The organism is Aliiroseovarius crassostreae (assembly GCF_001307765.1).
In the GTDB taxonomy this organism is placed as follows: Bacteria; Pseudomonadota; Alphaproteobacteria; order Rhodobacterales; family Rhodobacteraceae; genus Aliiroseovarius; species Aliiroseovarius crassostreae.
In genome coordinates this window covers 592093-610124 of the sequence record NZ_LKBA01000004.1, presented here as the reverse complement: position 1 = coordinate 610124, position 18032 = coordinate 592093, and the positions used below count along the sequence as shown (strand labels likewise).

Below are 18032 nucleotides of genomic sequence, written 5' to 3'. Positions count from 1 at the left end.
GGGTCAGCTGAGAGAACTAGAACACACCAACCTGACACAAACCTGTCACAAACCTGAAAAGAGCCTCGCCCTCACATGAAGTTTCTGTTGATCGAAGACAATCAAGAGCTGGCAAATGCCATCGGTTCACGTATGCGCCTTGATGGCCATGTTGTTGATCATGCAGAAAATTTAGAGGACGCCTGGGGATTCGTCGCGACAGGGGAATATGACCTGATCTTGCTTGACATCATGCTTCCCGATGGGGACGGGCGGGACTTTCTCAAACGCCACAGGGCGAGTGATTTTGATACACCGGTCATCGTTTTGACCGCACGCAGTCAGGTGTCAGACCGAATCGGATCGCTCGATCTTGGGGCCGATGACTATGTCACCAAACCCTTTGATCACGCCGAGCTTGAGGCGCGCTGTCGTGCCGTTCTGCGCCGCCAGACCGGCAATGCGAAGACCACGATCGAGGTGGGGGGGATCATCTTCGATCCGGTTGCAGGTTTCCTGACTGTGGCGGGCGAAGCGGTGAACCTGCGCAACCGCGAACTCCGTCTGCTTGAGGTCTTCCTGAACGCGCCGGGGAAAATATTTTCCAAAAGCAAACTGTCCGACAGGTTGTTTTCCTATGATGACGATGTGTCCGAAAATGCGATTGAGGTCTATGTCGGCCGCTTACGCAAACTCCTGTCCGCGTCTGATCTGCGGATAACAACCCTGCGTGGGCTTGGCTATCGGTTGGACCAAGATGGATAGGCCAGCTGTCTCAGGATCCCTCAGAAACCGCTTGATGCTGGCCTTGATCGGGGGGGCAGCCATTCTCGCATTGCTGTTGTTTTTTGCGGTGCGCAGTTTCGCGGTTCAGGTTGCACAACAAGGGCAGGACGATATCCTGCGGGCCTCCGTGGCATCCATGCTGGACGCCGCAGCCATTCGCAATGGTGAGATTGAGCTGGACCTGCCCTATTCGGCGTTTTCGATGCTGGGCACCCCGGCGGACGACAGGGTTTTCTATGCGGTTTATCAGGATGGAACCTTTCTATCGGGCTACGAGGATCTTGCCTTCTCAGACGATCCCCCCTTTCAATCCGGCCAGATGCGGGGATCCCAGGTGCGCAAGATCAGCGCCACGCGCCCGCTGATCGGAATAGACAAACGGACGGACATACAGATTGTCCTTGCCCAAACCCAAGACGCGCTTTCAGAAACACTGCGCCAGATTTCGCGTAATGCCGCCCTGCTTGGCTTAAGCTTCTTTGCCCTGACGGCCGTTTTATCCTATTGGGCAACGGCAACCACCATCGGGCAACTGGGCAAGCTGACAACTTCGGTCACGCGCCGGGGGCCGCAGGACCTCAGCCCGTTCAACAAACCTGTCCCACGCGAGATGGCCCCTTTGGTCAGATCGCTGAATTCCCTGATGGGACGGCTTGATCAATCCTTGAGCCAGTCGGAGGATTTCATTGCCGAGGCTGCGCATCGCGTCCGCACCCCGCTTGCAACAGTGCGTTCTTATGCTGAGGCCACGTTGCAACGGGTCGACAAATCAGAAAACCGCGAAGCAATGCGGTCGATGATGAAAGCCATTGATGAAAGCTCGCGTGCGGCGGGTCAGTTGCTGGACCATGCGATGATCACCTTCCGGGCTGATCACCTTGAAAGGGAAAAACTCGACCTTGTCGAATTGGTGCGGGATCTGGTGCAGCGCATGACACCCATCGCCGAGATGAGGGATTTGTCGCTCATCTTGCAAGGGGATCCCCATGTGCCCTTTTCCGGCGATCCGATCTTGCTCCAGAACGCCGTGCGCAACCTGATCGACAACGCCATGAAATACGGCCCCGCCGAAAGCCGGATCGAAATCACTGTCTCGGCAAGCCCGGAAACGCAGATCACGGTCTGCGATTGTGGTCCGGGGTTTCCAGAAGCCGAAATGGACACTCTGACAACGCGCTTTCAGCGGGGGGCCAACGCGAAGGACAGCATCGGATCCGGCCTGGGCCTGACCATTGCACTGGACGTTGCCGAAGCACATGGCGGAACGGTCAGATTGAAAAACCAACCGGGGGGCGGCGCATGCGTTTCTATCTTACTTTAGCCCTTGTTTTCTTTTTTCATGCATCCGTAGCCCAGGCGTGGGAAGATCAGAAAACGTTCAATGGCGCGCAGGCGGTGACGACCCTCCGTGTCCTCTCAAGCACGGATACCGACCTGTTCGCCCCCTTGATACAGGCCTTCACCGCACAAAATCCCGATATCTCGATAGACTATCTTGTCACCGGCACGGCGGATCTCGACCGGCGCTTTCGGGAAACCCCCGATCTCTTCGATATCGCAATCTCGAGCGCCATGGATTTGCAGTTCAAACTGGCAAATGATGGCTATGCGCTCGAACTTGGCACTGTCTCTCACCCGTCCTGGGCGCATTGGCGGCGCAGCCTGTTTGCCTTCACGTCAGAGCCAGCGGCGATCGTTATCAATCGCGCAGCCTTCGAGGGCCTGCCGCTCCCAAAATCGCGACAAGAGCTTATCGAAGCGTTGCGCGCCCGCCCTGACGTCTTCCGAAATCGCGTCGGGACCTATGACGTTCAACAGTCGGGGCTTGGCTATCTGTTTGCAACACAAGACGCGCGGGCGTCTGATACGTTCTGGCGGCTCATGGAGGTAATGGGCAGCCTGGATGTTCGGCTTTATTGCTGTTCGGGTGACATGATCGACGATCTGATCGATGGAAAGATTGTTGTCGCCTATAATGTGCTTGGCAGCTATGCCCAGGCCCGCACCGAAAGCCAGGACATCCTCGAAATTGTGTTGCCCTCTGACTTTCCCACAACGATGATGCGGACCGCTCTGGTTTCAAGCGCCTCCAAGGAACCGCAAGCCGCAGAGCGATTTATTCAATTCCTCGTCGCCTATCAAACCAGCCAGACCGACGATGCCCGGCTGCTGCCACCACTCAATGGACAAAAAAATGGCGCCGAGCATGCAACGATCGCACTGGAACCTGCGCTGATGACATTCCTGGACACCCTGAAGCGAAACAAGTTTCTGTCAGAATGGCAAAGCGCCCTGATCCAGAACTAAAACGGTTCCGACAAAAGCGAACCCACCGATTTTTCTAAAAATGCGAGAAACGCCCACGACATTGATGTCTCTTGCGGCGCGTCGACTTTTCCATGCCTCAGGTGAACGTCGAAACGCTTTAGTGATACTGACGGGTGCTCAAGGGGACAAATCATCTGTCCGCTTACATCGCGCTGTCAGTTCAAATTGGAATATGCCGTGCCAGATAGCTTGCCCCTGAACGCGGTTTCATCGAATCCAGCCGTTCGAAATGTCGCTATCGAGGACCGCAGGGCGGGACGAAGCGCGCTTTCGCTGCGGATGCTCCAATGTCTGCTTTACTGCAAACGCTGACGGACTCTTGCCGGTGCTAAGATTTACGAAATCGAAAAAATCCAGTTCAACACCGAAGCGAAGAACGTTGTAGTATTGAGGCGTTGGCCCCGGAATGTCTGGGCTGGCGGATCGAGCTTGCCGCCAGATCTTTTTGAAGGCGCTTGCATCTAAATAAGGCATTTAAGAATGGCAAACAGCGTGTTCGCTACAAACGTGACATTCGTGCAGAGCGCAGCATTAGTGCCTCTGGGCTCATGGACGAAGCCGCTCGCGCGGCACTGGCGCTTGTGGCAGCTGTTGATTTCCACCTGATAGACCTGCGGGTTTTGCAATTTGGCTGGCCTGTTTGACGATTGAGGTTTCTCAATCGACAGACAGAAGGATTTCATGGTCAGCGAGAGAACAACACCGCTTCGGGAGCGAATGATCGAAGACATGCGCATTCGGGGTTTGGGCCCCCAATCACAACGGGCGCATATCCGGGCGGTCAAGGATTTTGCTTCGTTTCTGGGGCATCCACCGGGCACGGCCACGCGTGAGGATCTGCGCGCATACCAGCTTCACATGACGGATACCGAGGTCACCCCCTCGGTCTACAATGCCCGCATCACTGCTCTGCGTTTCTTTTTCTCGATGCCTCCGAAAACAACGGCAAGGAAGACCTACTTAGTGCCTTAGAAGGATGCAGAACGGGCGTTGCAGGGGTTGGTACTACTTCTCCTTTGTCGCGCTCAGAGACCGCCTTGGAAGCCCTGATAGCCGCCTCTTGGAGCGTCCGGACCAGAAGCCGCCAACTTCCCGAGTTCGGATCAAGCCTAATTTCTATTCCGTTCCATGTGAGAACATCTTCAGCTTCATCTTTGAAGAAGTCATCTAGGCGACCACGGGCATAGTCTGACCTGACGACAGCCTCGAAGCCATTCCAATCGTCTTGGTGCTCCTCGAAGGTACGCCTTGGGGTATCCGTTAAGGTTTGCCCTGCCCACTCCCCTGCAATTTCATGGAAGCCCTCCAAGCGCTCCTGCTCGTCTTCATCCAAGATGGATGCATAGTAAGCATCCGCTGCTGCCTGGATTTGCTCAGGGATAAGCTCATTGGTCACCGGACCCGATTGAACCGCTAGCCAACGGCGGTGTTCTTCAAACCGCTCATCGACCTCAACGACCTTAATCTTCACCAATCGGAGAGCTTCATCATAATCCTTCGTCCTTAACGAGAAGGTTTCTTCGCTCTTTGGATAGGTATCAGCAATATCCACGGGGATAGCTGCACGGTGGTAATAGGTCGCCCCACGGCGATACAAACGGGTGTGTCCTGGCATCTTTTCTAACGCGCTCACTGTAACACCTCAGCGCAACACCCGCAGAAATTCACCTTTATTTTCCAGTATGTTATTGAATTTCAAGAAACATAGGAAAAATGGTGGAGCCTAGCGGGGTCGAACCGCTGACCTCTTGCATGCCATGCAAGCGCTCTACCAACTGAGCTAAGGCCCCAACCTTTTCAGCGCCGCCTCACCAAACCATCCCGGATCAGACCGTTTGCTTGGTGACAGTGTGTCGCTGTCTGTGCGGCGGTATTTAGGCAAAGGCGCGGGGGGGTGCAACCCAAAAAATGCGCCTTTGTCGATTTTTTTTGACCGGCTGGAGATTTACCAGTTCAGCCTCAGTTACTCGTCGTCATCCGCTGGCATGTCGGCGATTTCGTCAAGCGACACATCATCATCGTCATCGTCATCCAGAACATCATCGCCCAGATCCACGTCAGACGCATCATCATCGTCGAGAACCGCATCGGCGTCATCCACCAGATCCTCAGCCAAAGACGCCTTGTCTTCCTTGTCCGCCACCATGGTGCGGGTCCCCTTGCCGGCGTCGAGGTTCAGAACCTCACCCGTATAGGGGCTTACGATCGGATTGGCGTTCAGGTCATAGAAACGTTTGCCTGTCGTCGGGCAGACACGTTTTACACCCCATTCTTCCTTGGGCATCGTTGCCCCCTTTCCGTTTTCATATCTACATGCGAAATTTGACGCCAGTTGCCATATGTAGACCCAGCTGTCAAAGGCTTTCGCCATCCCCGGCAGGAAGGGCCGCTTTGATGCTGGTATCGACACTGTCGCAAAGGTCTAAAGAAAGGATGTAGCCCGTGTTTGGCTCTCGGATCAAGTCAGCAGAAATAATGCGCCTGACCGCCGCCCCCGAGGTGGAGCTGATGCTGCGCCCCTCTGCCCGCGCCCGACGCCTGTCGCTCCGGATTTCCCGCCTGGATGGGCGGGTGACATTGACCGTGCCCACGGGAACCCCTCGACGTGAGGCCGTGGGGTTTGCCGAAGAACGCGCGGATTGGATTCGCTCCCATCTGGCCGACATTCCTCAGGATATGCGCCCCGAAATCGGCAACAGCATCCCCTTTCGCGGCCAATTGCATCGCCTTGAGGTCGCCCCCACCCGTGCCCCCAAACTGGGCGAAGGAACTATCCTCCTGCCTCCGGCGGCAGCGCATGACCCAGCTCCGCGCCTGCTGGCATTTCTGAAACATGAAGCCCGCGCCCATCTGGACCAGGCCAGCCTGTATTATGCCCGCCTGATCGGGCAGGAATTTGGCCGTATCACCCTGCGCGACACGCGATCGCGCTGGGGATCATGCTCGTCCCAGGGCAATCTGATGTATTCCTGGCGGCTGATCATGGCCCCCCCCGAGGTGCTGAATTATGTTGCGGCGCATGAGGTCTCTCATCTGGTCCATATGGACCATTCCCCTGCTTTCTGGGCGCAGGTGGCGGAAATCTTTCCCAACCACCGCCCGGCACGCAAATGGCTGAGGGACAAGGGAAATGACCTGCATCGGTATCGCTTCAAGGACTGATCCTGTGTGATTGACGCCCGCCGTGATTTGTGATCACAATTCGCCATGATCACTTCCACGCGCCCTCCTCCCGAATCTGGTGCCGCCCATGAGCGGGTTTACCGCACCCTGCGCGCCCAGATCATGCATGGCGAAATTGATCCGGGTGATGCGCTGACCCTGCGTGGCATCGGCAAACGCTTCGACGTTTCGATGACCCCCGCGCGCGAAGCCGTGCGCAGGCTGGCGGCCGAAGGGGCCTTGACCCTGTCCAGCTCCGGACGCGTATCGGCCCCGGATCTCAACCCGGAACGGATCGAAGAACTTGCCGCCCTGCGCGCCCTGCTGGAGCCCGAACTCGCCGCCCGCGCCCTGCCCCGCGCCCATATGGCCCTTATCGACCGGCTGCGCACGATCAACGCGCGCGTGTCAGAATTTGTCGCCAAACAGGACGCCGTCGGATATCTGCGCACCAATCTCGAGTTTCACCGCACGCTCTACCTGCGCGCCCACGCGCCTGCAATGCTGGCCATGGCAGAAACAGTCTGGTTGCAACTTGGCCCCACCATGCGCGCGCTTTATGCCCGCAAACACCGGCCTGACCTGCAAAAACACCACCGGATGATTCTCGCGGCCCTTGCCGCCGGGGATGAGCCCGCCCTGCGGCTCGCGGTGCGCACGGATGTGACCCAAAGCCTCAAAATGATCGGGGATTAAGCAGAGGCTATCTTTGAAAGCGAAAGAAGATCATATCCTGTTCTCCATACCGGTCGATGTGTTCACTCCAACCATCCTCTGCCGCCATACCTGTCGCCCTGCGCCAAAATCTGACAGCAGGTGTATTGTCAGGCAACACCCGCACCTGCCACGACCCCGGATGTGCCTTTAGTGACAACTGGAACGCATGAACACTGCAATCCGACCGTCGAAATGCGCGAATAATGAAAAACTGCCCCATGTCAAAAACCGATGGGTTGTCTGGTGCGCAACGGACGAGGGAAAACCCGATGATCTGTTTGTTTTGAACGATGAAATAGGGCCAGTGATCCGAGCGCACCCAATAGGGGTCCAGCAGCCCCTCCGGAACTTCAAAACATCCATCAGGCGACAGCGGCCAGCCCATGAACTCGGACATGTCATGCAGGTACAGTTGGAACATCTGCTCAAAAGCAGCGCGCCGCTCTTTTGGGATGGGTTCAAGCTTCATGGGACCCCCTGTTGACGACCAGCCTGACAGAAAAAAGGCACGCCCGAAAGCGTGCCTTTCTATTTGGTTTGTGATCTCTCTTACGAATGGATCGGGCCGTCACCGCAGGCCAGGGCCGCCTCACGCACCGCTTCCGAGAAGGTCGGGTGGGCGTGGCAGGTACGGGCCAGATCTTCGGCAGAGCCGCCAAATTCCATCAGCACGCAGGCTTCGTGGATCAACTCACCGGCAGCAGGCCCCATGATGTGAACCCCCAGCACGCGGTCTGTCGCCTTATCAGCAAGGATCTTCACAAAACCTTCGCCCTGGAACACGGCCTTGGCACGGCCATTGCCCATGAAGCTGAACTTGCCGACCTTATAATCGACACCTTCGGCCTTCAGTTGCTCTTCGGTTTTGCCCACGGCGGCCACTTCCGGCGAGGTGTACACGACACCGGGGATCACGTCATAGTTTACGTGGCCCACTTTCCCGGCAATAGCCTCAGCCGCCGCCATGCCTTCATCCTCGGCCTTATGCGCCAGCATTGGACCTTCGGTCACGTCGCCAATCGCCCAGACACCGGGGATGGAGGTTTTCCAGTGATCCGTTGCAATTTGCCCGCGTTGGGTCATCTGAATGCCCAGCGCATCAAGGCCAAGCCCCTCGGTGAAGGGACGACGACCGGTGGCGACCAGCACGCAATCCGCGTCCAGCATCTCTTCCTTGTCGTTTTTCTTCAGCTTGTAATGCACCTTGGCTTTGGCCTTGGTCGCCTCGACCTTTTGCACGGCGGCCCCCATGACAAACTTCAGCCCCTGCTTTTTCAGCGCACGGGCAAAGGTTTTGGACAGGTCGCCATCCATGCCCGGAGTGATCTGATCCATGAATTCTACAACGGTCACTTCCGACCCCAGACGTGCATAGACCGAGCCCATTTCGAGGCCGATCACGCCAGCGCCAATCACAACCATTTTCTTGGGGATCTTCGGCAGCGACAGCGCGCCAGTGGAGGTCACGACAACCTTCTCATCCACCTCGACGCCCGGCAGGCTGGAGGGTTCCGAGCCAGAGGCGATCACGATATGCTTGGCCTCGTGAACCTCGTCCCCAACTTTCACCTGACCGGCGGCAGGCACGGATGCCCAGCCCTTGATCCAGTCCACCTTGTTCTTCTTGAACAGGAATTCAATACCCTTGGTGTTCTGGCCAATCACGTCATCTTTATAGGCCAGCATGTCCTTCCAATCGACCGAGGGGGATTTCCCCTTCAGGCCCATCTTGGCGAAATTGTGCTCTGCCTCATGCAGGCTGTGCGAGGCATGCAGAAGGGCCTTCGACGGGATGCACCCCACATTCAGACAGGTGCCACCAAGGGTTTCACGGCCCTCGACACAGGCCGTTTTCAGGCCCAGCTGGGCACAACGGATGGCGCAGACATAGCCGCCCGGGCCACCACCGATTACGATTACGTCATAAGATGCCATGGGGGTCTCCATTTGATTGGTGCATCGACAATTTCTGCCCCTCCCGAACAGGTGGGGCCAGGTCCATAGACCCGAATATCAAACTGGTGCCAGCAACTTGGTCTGCACATGGCACACGCCGTCGCGCTCCATATGCATTGCCAACTCTTCCGAATCGAAAAACGCGCGCGCCTTTTCAAGGTTCAGGATCTCGAACAGGGCAACCGCGTGGTTCTTGTTTTCAGGGTCCTGCCAAACATGCAGTTCGCGAATGCCAACCGCCTTGCGATTGAACCGGTCCTTTTTGAACACCTCATACCAAGCGTCAAAATCCGCGACATCCGCTTGCCACAAAACATGTGTTGCCATTTCTTATTCCTTTTGACGGGGGCGGGCTTAGGCGCCTTGCGCCCTTATTCATGGCGAGAAGATAAGGCCCGGAGATTTTCCCCGGGCCATAAATGATTTACAGATCCATCAATAGGCGACGCGGATCTTCCAGCGCCTCTTTTACGCGCACCAGAAAGGTCACAGCGCCCTTGCCATCAACAATCCGGTGATCATAGGACAGTGCCAGATACATCATCGGGCGGATCACCACCTGACCGTTGATCGCCATCGGACGGTCCTGGATCTTATGCATGCCAAGAATCCCCGATTGCGGCGGGTTCAGGATCGGCGAGGACATCAGCGAGCCATAGACACCACCGTTCGAAATGGTGAAGGTGCCGCCCTGCATCTCTTCCATCGAGAGCTTGCCGTCACGGGCGCGGCGGCCTTTCTCGGCAATGGCTTTTTCGATAGCAGCAAAGGACATCGCATCCGCATCGTTGATCACCGGAACCACAAGCCCCGTGGGGGTGCCCGCGGCAACCCCCATGTTCACATAGTTCTTGTAAACAATGTCGGTGCCGTCAATCTCGGCATTCACTTCCGGCACTTCTTTCAGCGCGTGGCAGCAGGCCTTGGTGAAGAAGGACATGAAGCCCAGACGCACGCCGTGTTTCTTTTCAAACTCGGCTTTGTATTCGTTGCGCAGCGCCATCACCTCGGTCATGTCCACCTCGTTATAGGTGGTCAACATGGCCGCGGTGTTCTGGCTGTCCTTCAGACGGCGCGCAATGGTCTGACGCAGGCGCGTCATCTTCACGCGCTCTTCACGAGCGGCATTATCAACCGGTGCTTTCACCGCAGCCGGAACAGCTACCGGGGTCGGAGCTGCCGCCGCTTTGGGTGCCGCCATCGCAGCCTGCACATCATGTTTCATCACACGACCGTCACGTCCAGTGCCCTGAACCGACCCGGCAGCCAGACCAGCCTGCGCCATCATCACCTTGGCCGAGGGCGCGTCTTCCACGTCCTTGCCAGAGGCCACGGCGGCCGCCGGGTTCTGGGCCGCGGCAGGGGCTGCAGGGGCTGCCACAGCGCCAGCGCCACCGATCACGGCAAGCTTGGCCGTAGCGTCCACCGTGGAGCCCTCCGGGGCAAGGATCTCGGTCAGCACACCAGCTGCGGGGGCCGGAACCTCAACCGACACTTTGTCGGTTTCCAGCTCGCAGAGCATCTCATCGGCGGCAACCGTGTCACCCACCTGTTTGAACCAGCTGGCAACCGTGGCTTCCGACACGCTTTCGCCAAGGCTCGGCACCATCACATCAACCGATGCGACCGCGTCCGAAGACGCCGCCTGAGCGGGGGCGGCAGCCGCCGGGGCCGAAGCGGCACCCGCGCCTTCGCCGATCGTGGCCAGCAGGGCATCCACCCCAACGGTCACGCCTTCACCGGCGACGATTTCGCCCAGGACACCCGCAGAGGGGGCCGGCACTTCGACCGTCACCTTATCGGTCTCCAGCTCGCAGAGCATTTCATCTGCGGCGACGCTGTCCCCTGGTTTCTTGAACCAGGTGGCTACGGTTGCTTCCGTCACGCTTTCACCCAGGGTGGGCACACGTACTTCAATGCTCATGGGTTAATTCCCTTCCAAGTTCAGCGCGTCATTCACCAGCGCTTCCTGTTGTGCTTTGTGCTGCGAGGCAAGGCCCGTTGCGGGCGAAGCCGAAGCCGGACGACCGGCATAGATCGGGCGGGTATGCTTGGCGCCGATACGCGTCTGCACCCATTCGATATTAGGTTCCACGAAGGTCCAGGCGCCCTGGTTCTTCGGTTCTTCCTGACACCAGACGATTTCGGCGTTCTTGAAGCGCTCCATTTCACGGACCATCGACATGGCCGGGAACGGATAGAATTGCTCAAGTCGCAGAAGATAGATGTCGTCAATGCCGCGGGCATCGCGCTCTTCCAGCAGGTCGTAATAGACCTTGCCCGAACACAGAACCACGCGTTTGATCTTGTCATCAGCCACCAGTTTCGTGTCCGAATTGCCCTTCTGCGCGTCATCCCAGAGGACCCGGTGGAAGCTTGACCCTTCGGTGAAATCCTCAGCGGTTGAGACACACATCTTGTGGCGCAGAAGCGATTTCGGCGTCATCAGGATCAGCGGCTTGCGGTATCCACGGTGCATCTGGCGACGCAGGATGTGGAAATAGTTCGCAGGCGTCGAGCAGTTGGCGACAATCCAGTTGTCCCCGCCACACATCTGCAAGAACCGCTCCAGACGCGCCGAGCTGTGCTCCGGCCCCTGCCCTTCGAAACCATGTGGCAGAAGGACGGTCAGGCCGGACATGCGCAGCCATTTCGCTTCCCCCGATGAGATGAACTGGTCGAACATGATCTGCGCCCCGTTGGCAAAATCGCCAAACTGCGCTTCCCACATCACCAGAGCATTCGGCTCAGCAAGCGAATAGCCATACTCAAAGCCCAGCACCGCATATTCCGACAGCATCGAGTCGATGACCTCGTAATGGGCCTGACCCTCGCGAATGTTGTTCAGCGGATAGTAACGTTCTTCGTTGTCCTGGTTGATCAGGCCTGAATGGCGTTGTGAGAAGGTGCCGCGGGTACAGTCCTGACCGGACAGACGCACCGGGAACCCTTCGGTCAGAAGCGAGCCAAAGGCCAGCGCCTCGGCGGTTGCCCAGTCAAAGCCCTTACCGGTTTCGAACATTTTCGCCTTGGTATCGAGCAGACGTCCCACCGTCTTGTGCAGCGGATACCCTTCAGGTGCCGTCGACAAAGCCTTGCCCACTTCAGCAAAGGTTTCCTGCTTGATCGCCGTCTGACCACGCTGATATTCCTCAGCTTTCTTGTCGAGATGCGACCAGCGGCCATCCAGCCAGTCCGCCTTGTTCGGCTTGAACTCCTTGCCCACTTCGAACTCTTCATTCATGCGGGCCTGGAACGCGGCTTTCATATCTTCGATTTCGCCAGCCGGGATCAGCCCCTCTTTCACAAGGCGATCCGTGTAGACCTGCAGCGTGGTCTGGTGCTTCTTGATCTTCTTGTACATCACCGGGTTAGTGAACATGGGCTCGTCGCCCTCGTTATGACCAAAGCGGCGATAGCAGAAGATATCCAGAACCACGTCCTTGTGGAACTTCTGGCGGAATTCGGTGGCCACCCGTGCGGCATGCACCACGGCTTCGGGGTCATCGCCATTCACGTGGAAAATCGGGGCTTCCACCATCAGGGCGATGTCAGTCGGATAGGGGCTTGACCGCGAGAAGTGCGGCGCAGTGGTAAAGCCGATCTGGTTGTTCACCACGATATGCATGGTGCCGCCAGTCTTGTGACCGACAAGACCCGACAGGCCGAAACATTCCGCCACAACACCCTGACCTGCGAAGGCGGCATCGCCATGCAGAAGGATCGGCAGAACCTGCATGCGGTCCTTGTCGCCCAGCTGTTCCTGCTTGGCGCGGGCCTTGCCCAGAACCACCGGGTTCACAGCCTCAAGGTGCGAGGGGTTGGCGGTCAGGCTGAGGTGCACATTGTTGCCGTCAAATTCACGGTCCGAGCTGGCGCCCAGGTGGTATTTCACGTCCCCCGAGCCATCAACCTCTTCCGGTTTGAAGCTGCCGCCCTGAAATTCGTTGAAAATCGCGCGATAGGGTTTCTGCATCACATTGGCGAGCACCGACAGACGACCGCGGTGCGGCATGCCGATGATGATGTCCTTCACGCCCAGCGCACCGCCGCGTTTGATGATCTGTTCCATGGCGGGGATCAGCGCCTCGCCCCCGTCCAGACCAAAGCGTTTGGTGCCCATGTATTTCACATGCAGGAATTTCTCGAACCCCTCGGCCTCGACCAGCTTGTTCAGGATCGCACGGCGCCCCTCGCGGGTGAAGGTGATTTCCTTGTCGAACCCCTCAATCCGCTCTTTCAGCCAGGCGGCCTGCTCCGGATCCGAAATATGCATGTATTGCAGAGCGAACGTGCCGCAATAGGTGCGTTTCACGATCTCGACAATCTGGCGCATCGAGGCGATTTCCAGCCCCAGCACGTTGTCGATGAAAATCGGCCGGTCCATGTCGGCATCAGAGAACCCGTAGGATGCCGGGTTCAGCTCGGGATGGTTCGTCGCCTCGCGCATGCCAAGCGGATCAAGGTCGGCAGCCAGGTGGCCACGGATCCGGTAGGCGCGGATGATCATCAGCGCGCGGATACTGTCCAGCACCGCCTGTTTGATCGCCTGATCAGAGACCTGAATGCCCTTTTCGGCAGCCTTGTCGGCAATTTTCTTGCCCGCAGCCTTGCCATCCTTGGCAGTCTCCTCATCCGGCCACATGCCATCAAGGCTGTGCACCAGATCACCGGTCGGTGTCGGCGGCCAGTCAGTGCGCGCCCAGCTGGGCCCTTCGGCCTCGGCAATGGCGTCCTGACCATCGTCCCCCATTTCGGCAAAAAACGCAGCCCAGGCTGCGTCGACCGCCGAAGGGTCCTTGGCATATTGCGCGTAAAGCTGTTCCAGATACTCGGCGTTATGGCCTTGCATAAAGCTGGAGGCATGGAAGATGTCGTTGGGGCTTTGATCCGTCATGGGTGTCGGTCTCAACTGAAATTGGAATGCAGGCGCCCGGACCATACCGGACGCCTGCGTTTTAAATGTTTATTTGCCAATGGCTTCCAGAACGGCCTCGCCCAGCGTTGCCGGGCTGTCGGCCACCACAATGCCAGCCGCACGCATGGCTTCGATCTTGTCTTCGGCGCCACCTTTGCCGCCGGCAACAATCGCACCGGCATGGCCCATGCGACGGCCCGGAGGGGCGGTGCGGCCAGCAATAAAGCCTGCAACCGGCTTCCAGCGGCCTTTTTTCTTCTGTTCGGCCAGGAATTCAGCAGCTTCTTCTTCTGCCGAGCCACCGATTTCACCGATCATGATGATCGATTGGGTTTCCGGATCATCCAGGAACATGTCCAGCACGTCGATATGCTCGGTGCCCTTGATGGGGTCACCACCGATACCAACTGCGGTCGACTGGCCCAGACCAATGTCAGAGGTCTGTTTCACAGCCTCATAGGTCAGGGTGCCGGAGCGCGATACAACGCCAACCGAGCCACGTTTGTGGATGTGGCCGGGCATGATGCCGATTTTGCACGCATCAGGCGTGATCACGCCGGGGCAGTTCGGGCCAATGAGGCGCGATTTAGACCCTTCAAGCGCGCGCTGCACGCCCATCATGTCCAGAACCGGAATGCCTTCGGTGATGCAGACAATCAGCTCCATCTCCGCATCAATCGCTTCGAGGATCGAGTCGGCCGCGAAGGGCGGCGGCACATAGATCACCGATGCGTTGGCTTCGGTCTTGGCTTTCGCCTCGTGGACCGAGTTGAAAACGGGCAGGTTCAGATGCTCCATGCCACCTTTGCCCGGCGTCACACCGCCGACCATTTTGGTGCCATAGGCAATCGCCTGTTCCGAGTGGAAGGTACCCTGCGAGCCGGTGAAGCCCTGACAGATGACCTTGGTATTTTCGTCAATGAGGACTGCCATGTGGTAGTCTCCTTGTTAGTTGCTAAACACCACGAGCGCTTCACCGCCACGTGTGTCGAATTTGTAAGTGTAGGCTTTGCCATTGATCGAAGCATTCACCATGTTGCGATTGCCCTTAACGCCGACCGCCTCATAAAACTCGGCCTTCAATGCCAAGGGATCAGCCACGTCCGAGGTCGTGACCGCGCACTCAAACGCATTAGAAGTGGCAACATTGACCTGTACGGTCTGATCAAGCGCAGGGTTGAACAGCAATTGCCCACCAATGATCTCGGACACCTGGGCATCTGATGACCCCAAACCGCCGGAAAACCCTATCTGTTGCGCAGCCTGAACAATCCCAGAAGGATTTCCCAGTTGGGCGTTGCAGGTTTGCATGAAGGTAGAGACCACGGAACTTGGCGCGCGCGATGAAGACTCAGCGGGTTGGACTGGCGCAGCAGCACTTTCATTTGCTCCATCCACTACCGGTTCACCAGACATGAAAGCCTGATACTGCTCGACGGTCATATTGCGCGCCTCTTCCGGGACTGGAAATCTCTTAACAGCCGAGCTGTTGTGGCTCGGAGAGACAACCGCCCCTGAGCAGCCGGCCAGGGCGAAGGCCACACCTGCACACAAGTACTTGTACGACATCATTCGATCTAGCCCTTCACCGCTTTCACGATTTTCTCTGCGCCGTCCGACAGGTTGTCGGCTGCGATCACGTCAACGTCTGAGTTGTTGATGATCTCTTTCCCGGCTTCCACGTTGGTGCCTTCCAGACGCACGACCAGCGGAACCTGCAGGCCCACTTCTTTCACGGCTGCTACCACGCCTTCGGCGATGACGTCACAGCGCATGATGCCGCCGAAGATGTTCACGAGGATGCCTTTGACGTTGGGATCCGAGGTGATGATCTTGAAGGCTTCGGTCACTTTCTCTTTGGTGGCGCCGCCACCTACGTCCAGGAAGTTGGCCGGTTCAGCACCGTAGAGCTTGATGATGTCCATGGTGGCCATTGCCAGGCCAGCGCCGTTCACCATGCAGCCGATCTCACCGTCCAGAGCGATGTAGTTCAGGTCGTATTTCGACGCTTCCAGCTCTTTCGGGTCTTCTTCGGTGGTGTCGCGCAGCTCGGCAATATCCGGGTGGCGATAGACAGCGTTGCCGTCAAAGCCAACCTTGGCGTCGAGCACCTTGAGGTCGCCGCCTTCGGCCACGATCAGCGGGTTGATCTCCAGCATCTCCATGTCTTTCTCAACGAAAGCTTTGTAGAGCTGACCCATCAGTTTCACGCACTGCTTGATCTGAGCGCCTTCAAGGCCCAGCGCAAACGCGATGCGGCGGCCGTGGAAGCCTTGGTAACCGGTTGCCGGATCCACCGAGAAGGACAGGATCTTTTCCGGGGTCGCCGCAGCCACCTCTTCAATGTCCATGCCGCCTTCGGTCGAGCAGACGAACGAAATGCGCGAGGTCTGACGGTCGACCAGCAGAGCGAGATACAGTTCACGCTCGATGCCGGAACCGGCTTCGATATAGATGCGGTTGACTTGCTTGCCGGCCGGGCCGGTCTGGTGGGTCACAAGGGTGCGGCCCAGCATCTTCTTGGCTTCTTCGGCGGCTTCTTCCACCGATTTGGTCAGGCGCACACCGCCTTTTTCGCCAGCGTCAGCTTCCTTGAAGGAACCTTTGCCGCGGCCACCTGCGTGAATTTGGGCTTTGACCACCCAAAGCGGGCCATCGAGTTCACCTGCGGCGGTCTTGGCATCTTCTGCTTTCAATACGGCGCGACCCTCGGAAACGGGGGCACCGTAGGATTTCAGAAGGGCCTTCGCCTGGTATTCATGAATGTTCATGAAATCATCCTATCCAGTTGGTCCAGTGTGTTCCCGGTCAGAATGCACAACAGAACATGTAAAGAAACGATTTTTGACGGGGAAATGGGTTTTTTCGGTATTTTTTTCTCATTTGTGATCACACCCCCAAAACCTGTGATCACAAATTGGAGATGCCGCATATTGCCCTGAAAATGTCGCTGCTTCTGTCCGAAAGATCGTAAATCACCCAAAATCAGCAACTTCTGGGAAGAAACCCACAAATCTGGTGCGAATCCCTTTCTCAATTGGCTTCTCACCTCGGGCTGGATAGAGTGCAAGCAAGATCATTACCTGCGAGTTCCCTTTTGCCCGAAACACCTTGTCCAAGCTGGTCCGTTGTGTCCACCGTGCGCGAACCACTCCCGCTGGTTCTTGCCTTTGCCTGTCATCACCTCTCGCTTGGGGCACATCAGGTTCACCTCTATTTCGACAATCCACAGGACCCGGCGGCGGATCTGCTTGAGACCCTTGATGGCGTCGAGGTCACCCGTTGCGATCCCACCCACTGGGCCAGATTGAACAATGGCACCGTCCCGCCGCTGCAGACCGGGCGACAGGCGCTGAACGCAAACGATGCCAAGCACAGAAGCAAAGCAGATCTGATCCTGCATATTGATGCGGACGAATTTCTTTGGGCACCGGACGACGCGATGGCGCAGGATTTCAGCTTTCAAACACCCTGGCTGAAAATTCCCAATCTGGAACGGTGCTGGGGGCCTGTCCACCACCCCGCTCAGACCTATGGCCTGTTCGGAGGGATGCTGCGCGGCGCGATCAAGGATCGTGATCTGGCCCGAGACATCTATGGGGCCAGCAACCGGTTCATGTCCGGCGGCATGGGTGGGCATAGCAGCGGAAAGACCCTGACCCCGCGCAAAGGGGACGGGTTTATTGCCATCCACAAGGCCAAGACAAAACGCGGGGGGGATGTGCTGCCTCACGAAACGGCGCAGCATCTGCGGATCTTGCATTTTGACGGTATCACGCCGCTGCACTGGGCCTATAAATCGCTGAAATATGTCGAACGCACCAACCATTGGAACATGCTGTTAAACAATGCGCGCAAATGCAATGTGATGGCAATCAATGGTGCGGAAGATCCCCTGGCCGAGGCGCTTCTGATTTATGATGAGCTGTTTTGCCTGAACGGCTGGCAGGCACGACAATTGTCAAAGCGCGGCAAGCTGTTTGAGATGGCGATTGATCCCTTGGCGTCCATTGCCAAGATCGCCCCCGGGCTTGGGGTCGACCTCACCACCAGCGGGTTCGACGCCAGTCTTCGAACAGAGGCCAAAACGCTGGCAAAGCGGATCCGAGAACGCAACCTCTGACAGCCCCCGATCTCCATGAAACGCAAAAAGCCGGTGCAGATGCACCGGCTTTTCTTTTTCCTC

At 57.5% G+C, this 18032-nt stretch carries 17 protein-coding genes and 1 tRNA gene; 7 read left to right on the top strand and 11 right to left on the bottom strand.

What is annotated here, in order from left to right; translation table 11 throughout:
* Nucleotides 1-75: 75 nt before the first annotated feature.
* The 4 genes from AKJ29_RS05175 to AKJ29_RS18615 all read left to right on the top strand — a co-directional run bounded on the left by AKJ29_RS05175 (nucleotide 76) and on the right by AKJ29_RS18615 (nucleotide 4065).
* Nucleotides 76-744: a response regulator transcription factor gene (locus tag AKJ29_RS05175; protein ID WP_055188548.1), complete on the top strand. Its 669-nt coding sequence runs from the start codon at nucleotides 76-78 to the stop codon at nucleotides 742-744.
* 34 nt (nucleotides 745-778) lie between these two features.
* Nucleotides 779-2086, top strand: a complete 1308-nt coding sequence (locus AKJ29_RS05170) for a sensor histidine kinase (protein ID WP_235477279.1) — start codon at nucleotides 779-781, stop codon at nucleotides 2084-2086.
* On the top strand, nucleotides 2065-3072 hold the full coding sequence (locus AKJ29_RS05165) for an ABC transporter substrate-binding protein (protein ID WP_055188544.1): 1008 nt from the start codon (nucleotides 2065-2067) through the stop codon (nucleotides 3070-3072). The genes AKJ29_RS05170 and AKJ29_RS05165 overlap by 22 nt, the downstream gene beginning before the upstream one ends.
* A gap of 702 nt (nucleotides 3073-3774) precedes the next feature.
* A complete protein-coding gene (locus tag AKJ29_RS18615; protein WP_074963590.1) occupies nucleotides 3775-4065 on the top strand; it encodes a phage integrase N-terminal SAM-like domain-containing protein in 291 nt (96 codons plus the stop codon).
* On the opposite strand, the gene AKJ29_RS05160 is transcribed toward AKJ29_RS18615, so the two are convergent.
* The 3 genes from AKJ29_RS05160 to AKJ29_RS05150 form a co-directional block, all read right to left on the bottom strand.
* A complete protein-coding gene (locus tag AKJ29_RS05160; RefSeq protein WP_139231301.1) occupies nucleotides 3995-4726 on the bottom strand; it encodes a DUF6538 domain-containing protein in 732 nt (243 codons plus the stop codon). The two genes, AKJ29_RS18615 and AKJ29_RS05160, sit on opposite strands and share 71 nt — an antisense overlap.
* An 81-nt stretch (nucleotides 4727-4807) precedes the next feature.
* Nucleotides 4808-4883, bottom strand: a tRNA-Ala gene (locus tag AKJ29_RS05155).
* A gap of 173 nt (nucleotides 4884-5056) precedes the next feature.
* Nucleotides 5057-5377 (bottom strand): TIGR02300 family protein, encoded by a 321-nt coding sequence (locus AKJ29_RS05150; protein ID WP_055189051.1) that lies wholly within the window; start codon nucleotides 5375-5377, stop codon nucleotides 5057-5059.
* 158 nt (nucleotides 5378-5535) lie between these two features.
* On the opposite strand from AKJ29_RS05150, the gene AKJ29_RS05145 reads away from it, so the two are divergent.
* Nucleotides 5536-6255, top strand: coding sequence for a M48 family metallopeptidase (locus AKJ29_RS05145; RefSeq protein ID WP_235477277.1), 720 nt, complete (start codon nucleotides 5536-5538; stop codon nucleotides 6253-6255).
* Nucleotides 6256-6300: 45 nt separating this feature from the next.
* Nucleotides 6301-6951: a GntR family transcriptional regulator gene (locus AKJ29_RS05140; RefSeq protein WP_055188538.1), complete on the top strand. Its 651-nt coding sequence runs from the start codon at nucleotides 6301-6303 to the stop codon at nucleotides 6949-6951.
* 7 nt (nucleotides 6952-6958) lie between these two features.
* Here AKJ29_RS05140 and AKJ29_RS05135 read toward each other — a convergent pair whose 3' ends face one another.
* The 8 genes from AKJ29_RS05135 to sucC form a co-directional block, all read right to left on the bottom strand.
* Entirely contained in the window at nucleotides 6959-7441 is a 483-nt protein-coding gene (locus tag AKJ29_RS05135; protein WP_055188536.1) for a GNAT family N-acetyltransferase, read from the bottom strand.
* 80 nt (nucleotides 7442-7521) lie between these two features.
* Entirely contained in the window at nucleotides 7522-8907 is a 1386-nt protein-coding gene (gene lpdA / locus AKJ29_RS05130) for a dihydrolipoyl dehydrogenase (RefSeq protein ID WP_055189049.1), read from the bottom strand.
* A 78-nt stretch (nucleotides 8908-8985) separates the two neighbouring features.
* Entirely contained in the window at nucleotides 8986-9255 is a 270-nt protein-coding gene (locus AKJ29_RS05125; protein ID WP_055188534.1) for a hypothetical protein, read from the bottom strand.
* Between the two features lie 97 nt (nucleotides 9256-9352).
* Nucleotides 9353-10852, bottom strand: a complete 1500-nt coding sequence (odhB, locus tag AKJ29_RS05120; RefSeq protein ID WP_055188532.1) for a 2-oxoglutarate dehydrogenase complex dihydrolipoyllysine-residue succinyltransferase — start codon at nucleotides 10850-10852, stop codon at nucleotides 9353-9355.
* Nucleotides 10853-10855: 3 nt separating this feature from the next.
* Complete coding sequence (locus AKJ29_RS05115; RefSeq protein WP_055188530.1) at nucleotides 10856-13825, bottom strand: 2-oxoglutarate dehydrogenase E1 component; 2970 nt, start codon at nucleotides 13823-13825, stop codon at nucleotides 10856-10858.
* A 69-nt stretch (nucleotides 13826-13894) separates the two neighbouring features.
* Nucleotides 13895-14779 carry a succinate--CoA ligase subunit alpha gene (sucD, locus tag AKJ29_RS05110; protein ID WP_055188529.1) on the bottom strand — a complete coding sequence of 295 codons (885 nt, stop codon included), beginning with the start codon at nucleotides 14777-14779 and terminating at the stop codon, nucleotides 13895-13897.
* Nucleotides 14780-14794: 15 nt separating this feature from the next.
* Complete coding sequence (locus AKJ29_RS19180; protein ID WP_074963589.1) at nucleotides 14795-15418, bottom strand: hypothetical protein; 624 nt, start codon at nucleotides 15416-15418, stop codon at nucleotides 14795-14797.
* A gap of 5 nt (nucleotides 15419-15423) precedes the next feature.
* Nucleotides 15424-16617, bottom strand: coding sequence for an ADP-forming succinate--CoA ligase subunit beta (sucC, locus tag AKJ29_RS05100; protein WP_055188526.1), 1194 nt, complete (start codon nucleotides 16615-16617; stop codon nucleotides 15424-15426).
* Nucleotides 16618-16985: 368 nt separating this feature from the next.
* Here sucC and AKJ29_RS05090 point away from each other — a divergent pair, with 368 nt between their 5' ends.
* Nucleotides 16986-17969 carry a glycosyltransferase family 2 protein gene (locus AKJ29_RS05090; protein ID WP_161805374.1) on the top strand — a complete coding sequence of 328 codons (984 nt, stop codon included), beginning with the start codon at nucleotides 16986-16988 and terminating at the stop codon, nucleotides 17967-17969.
* The last annotated feature ends 63 nt before the right edge of the window (nucleotides 17970-18032 follow it).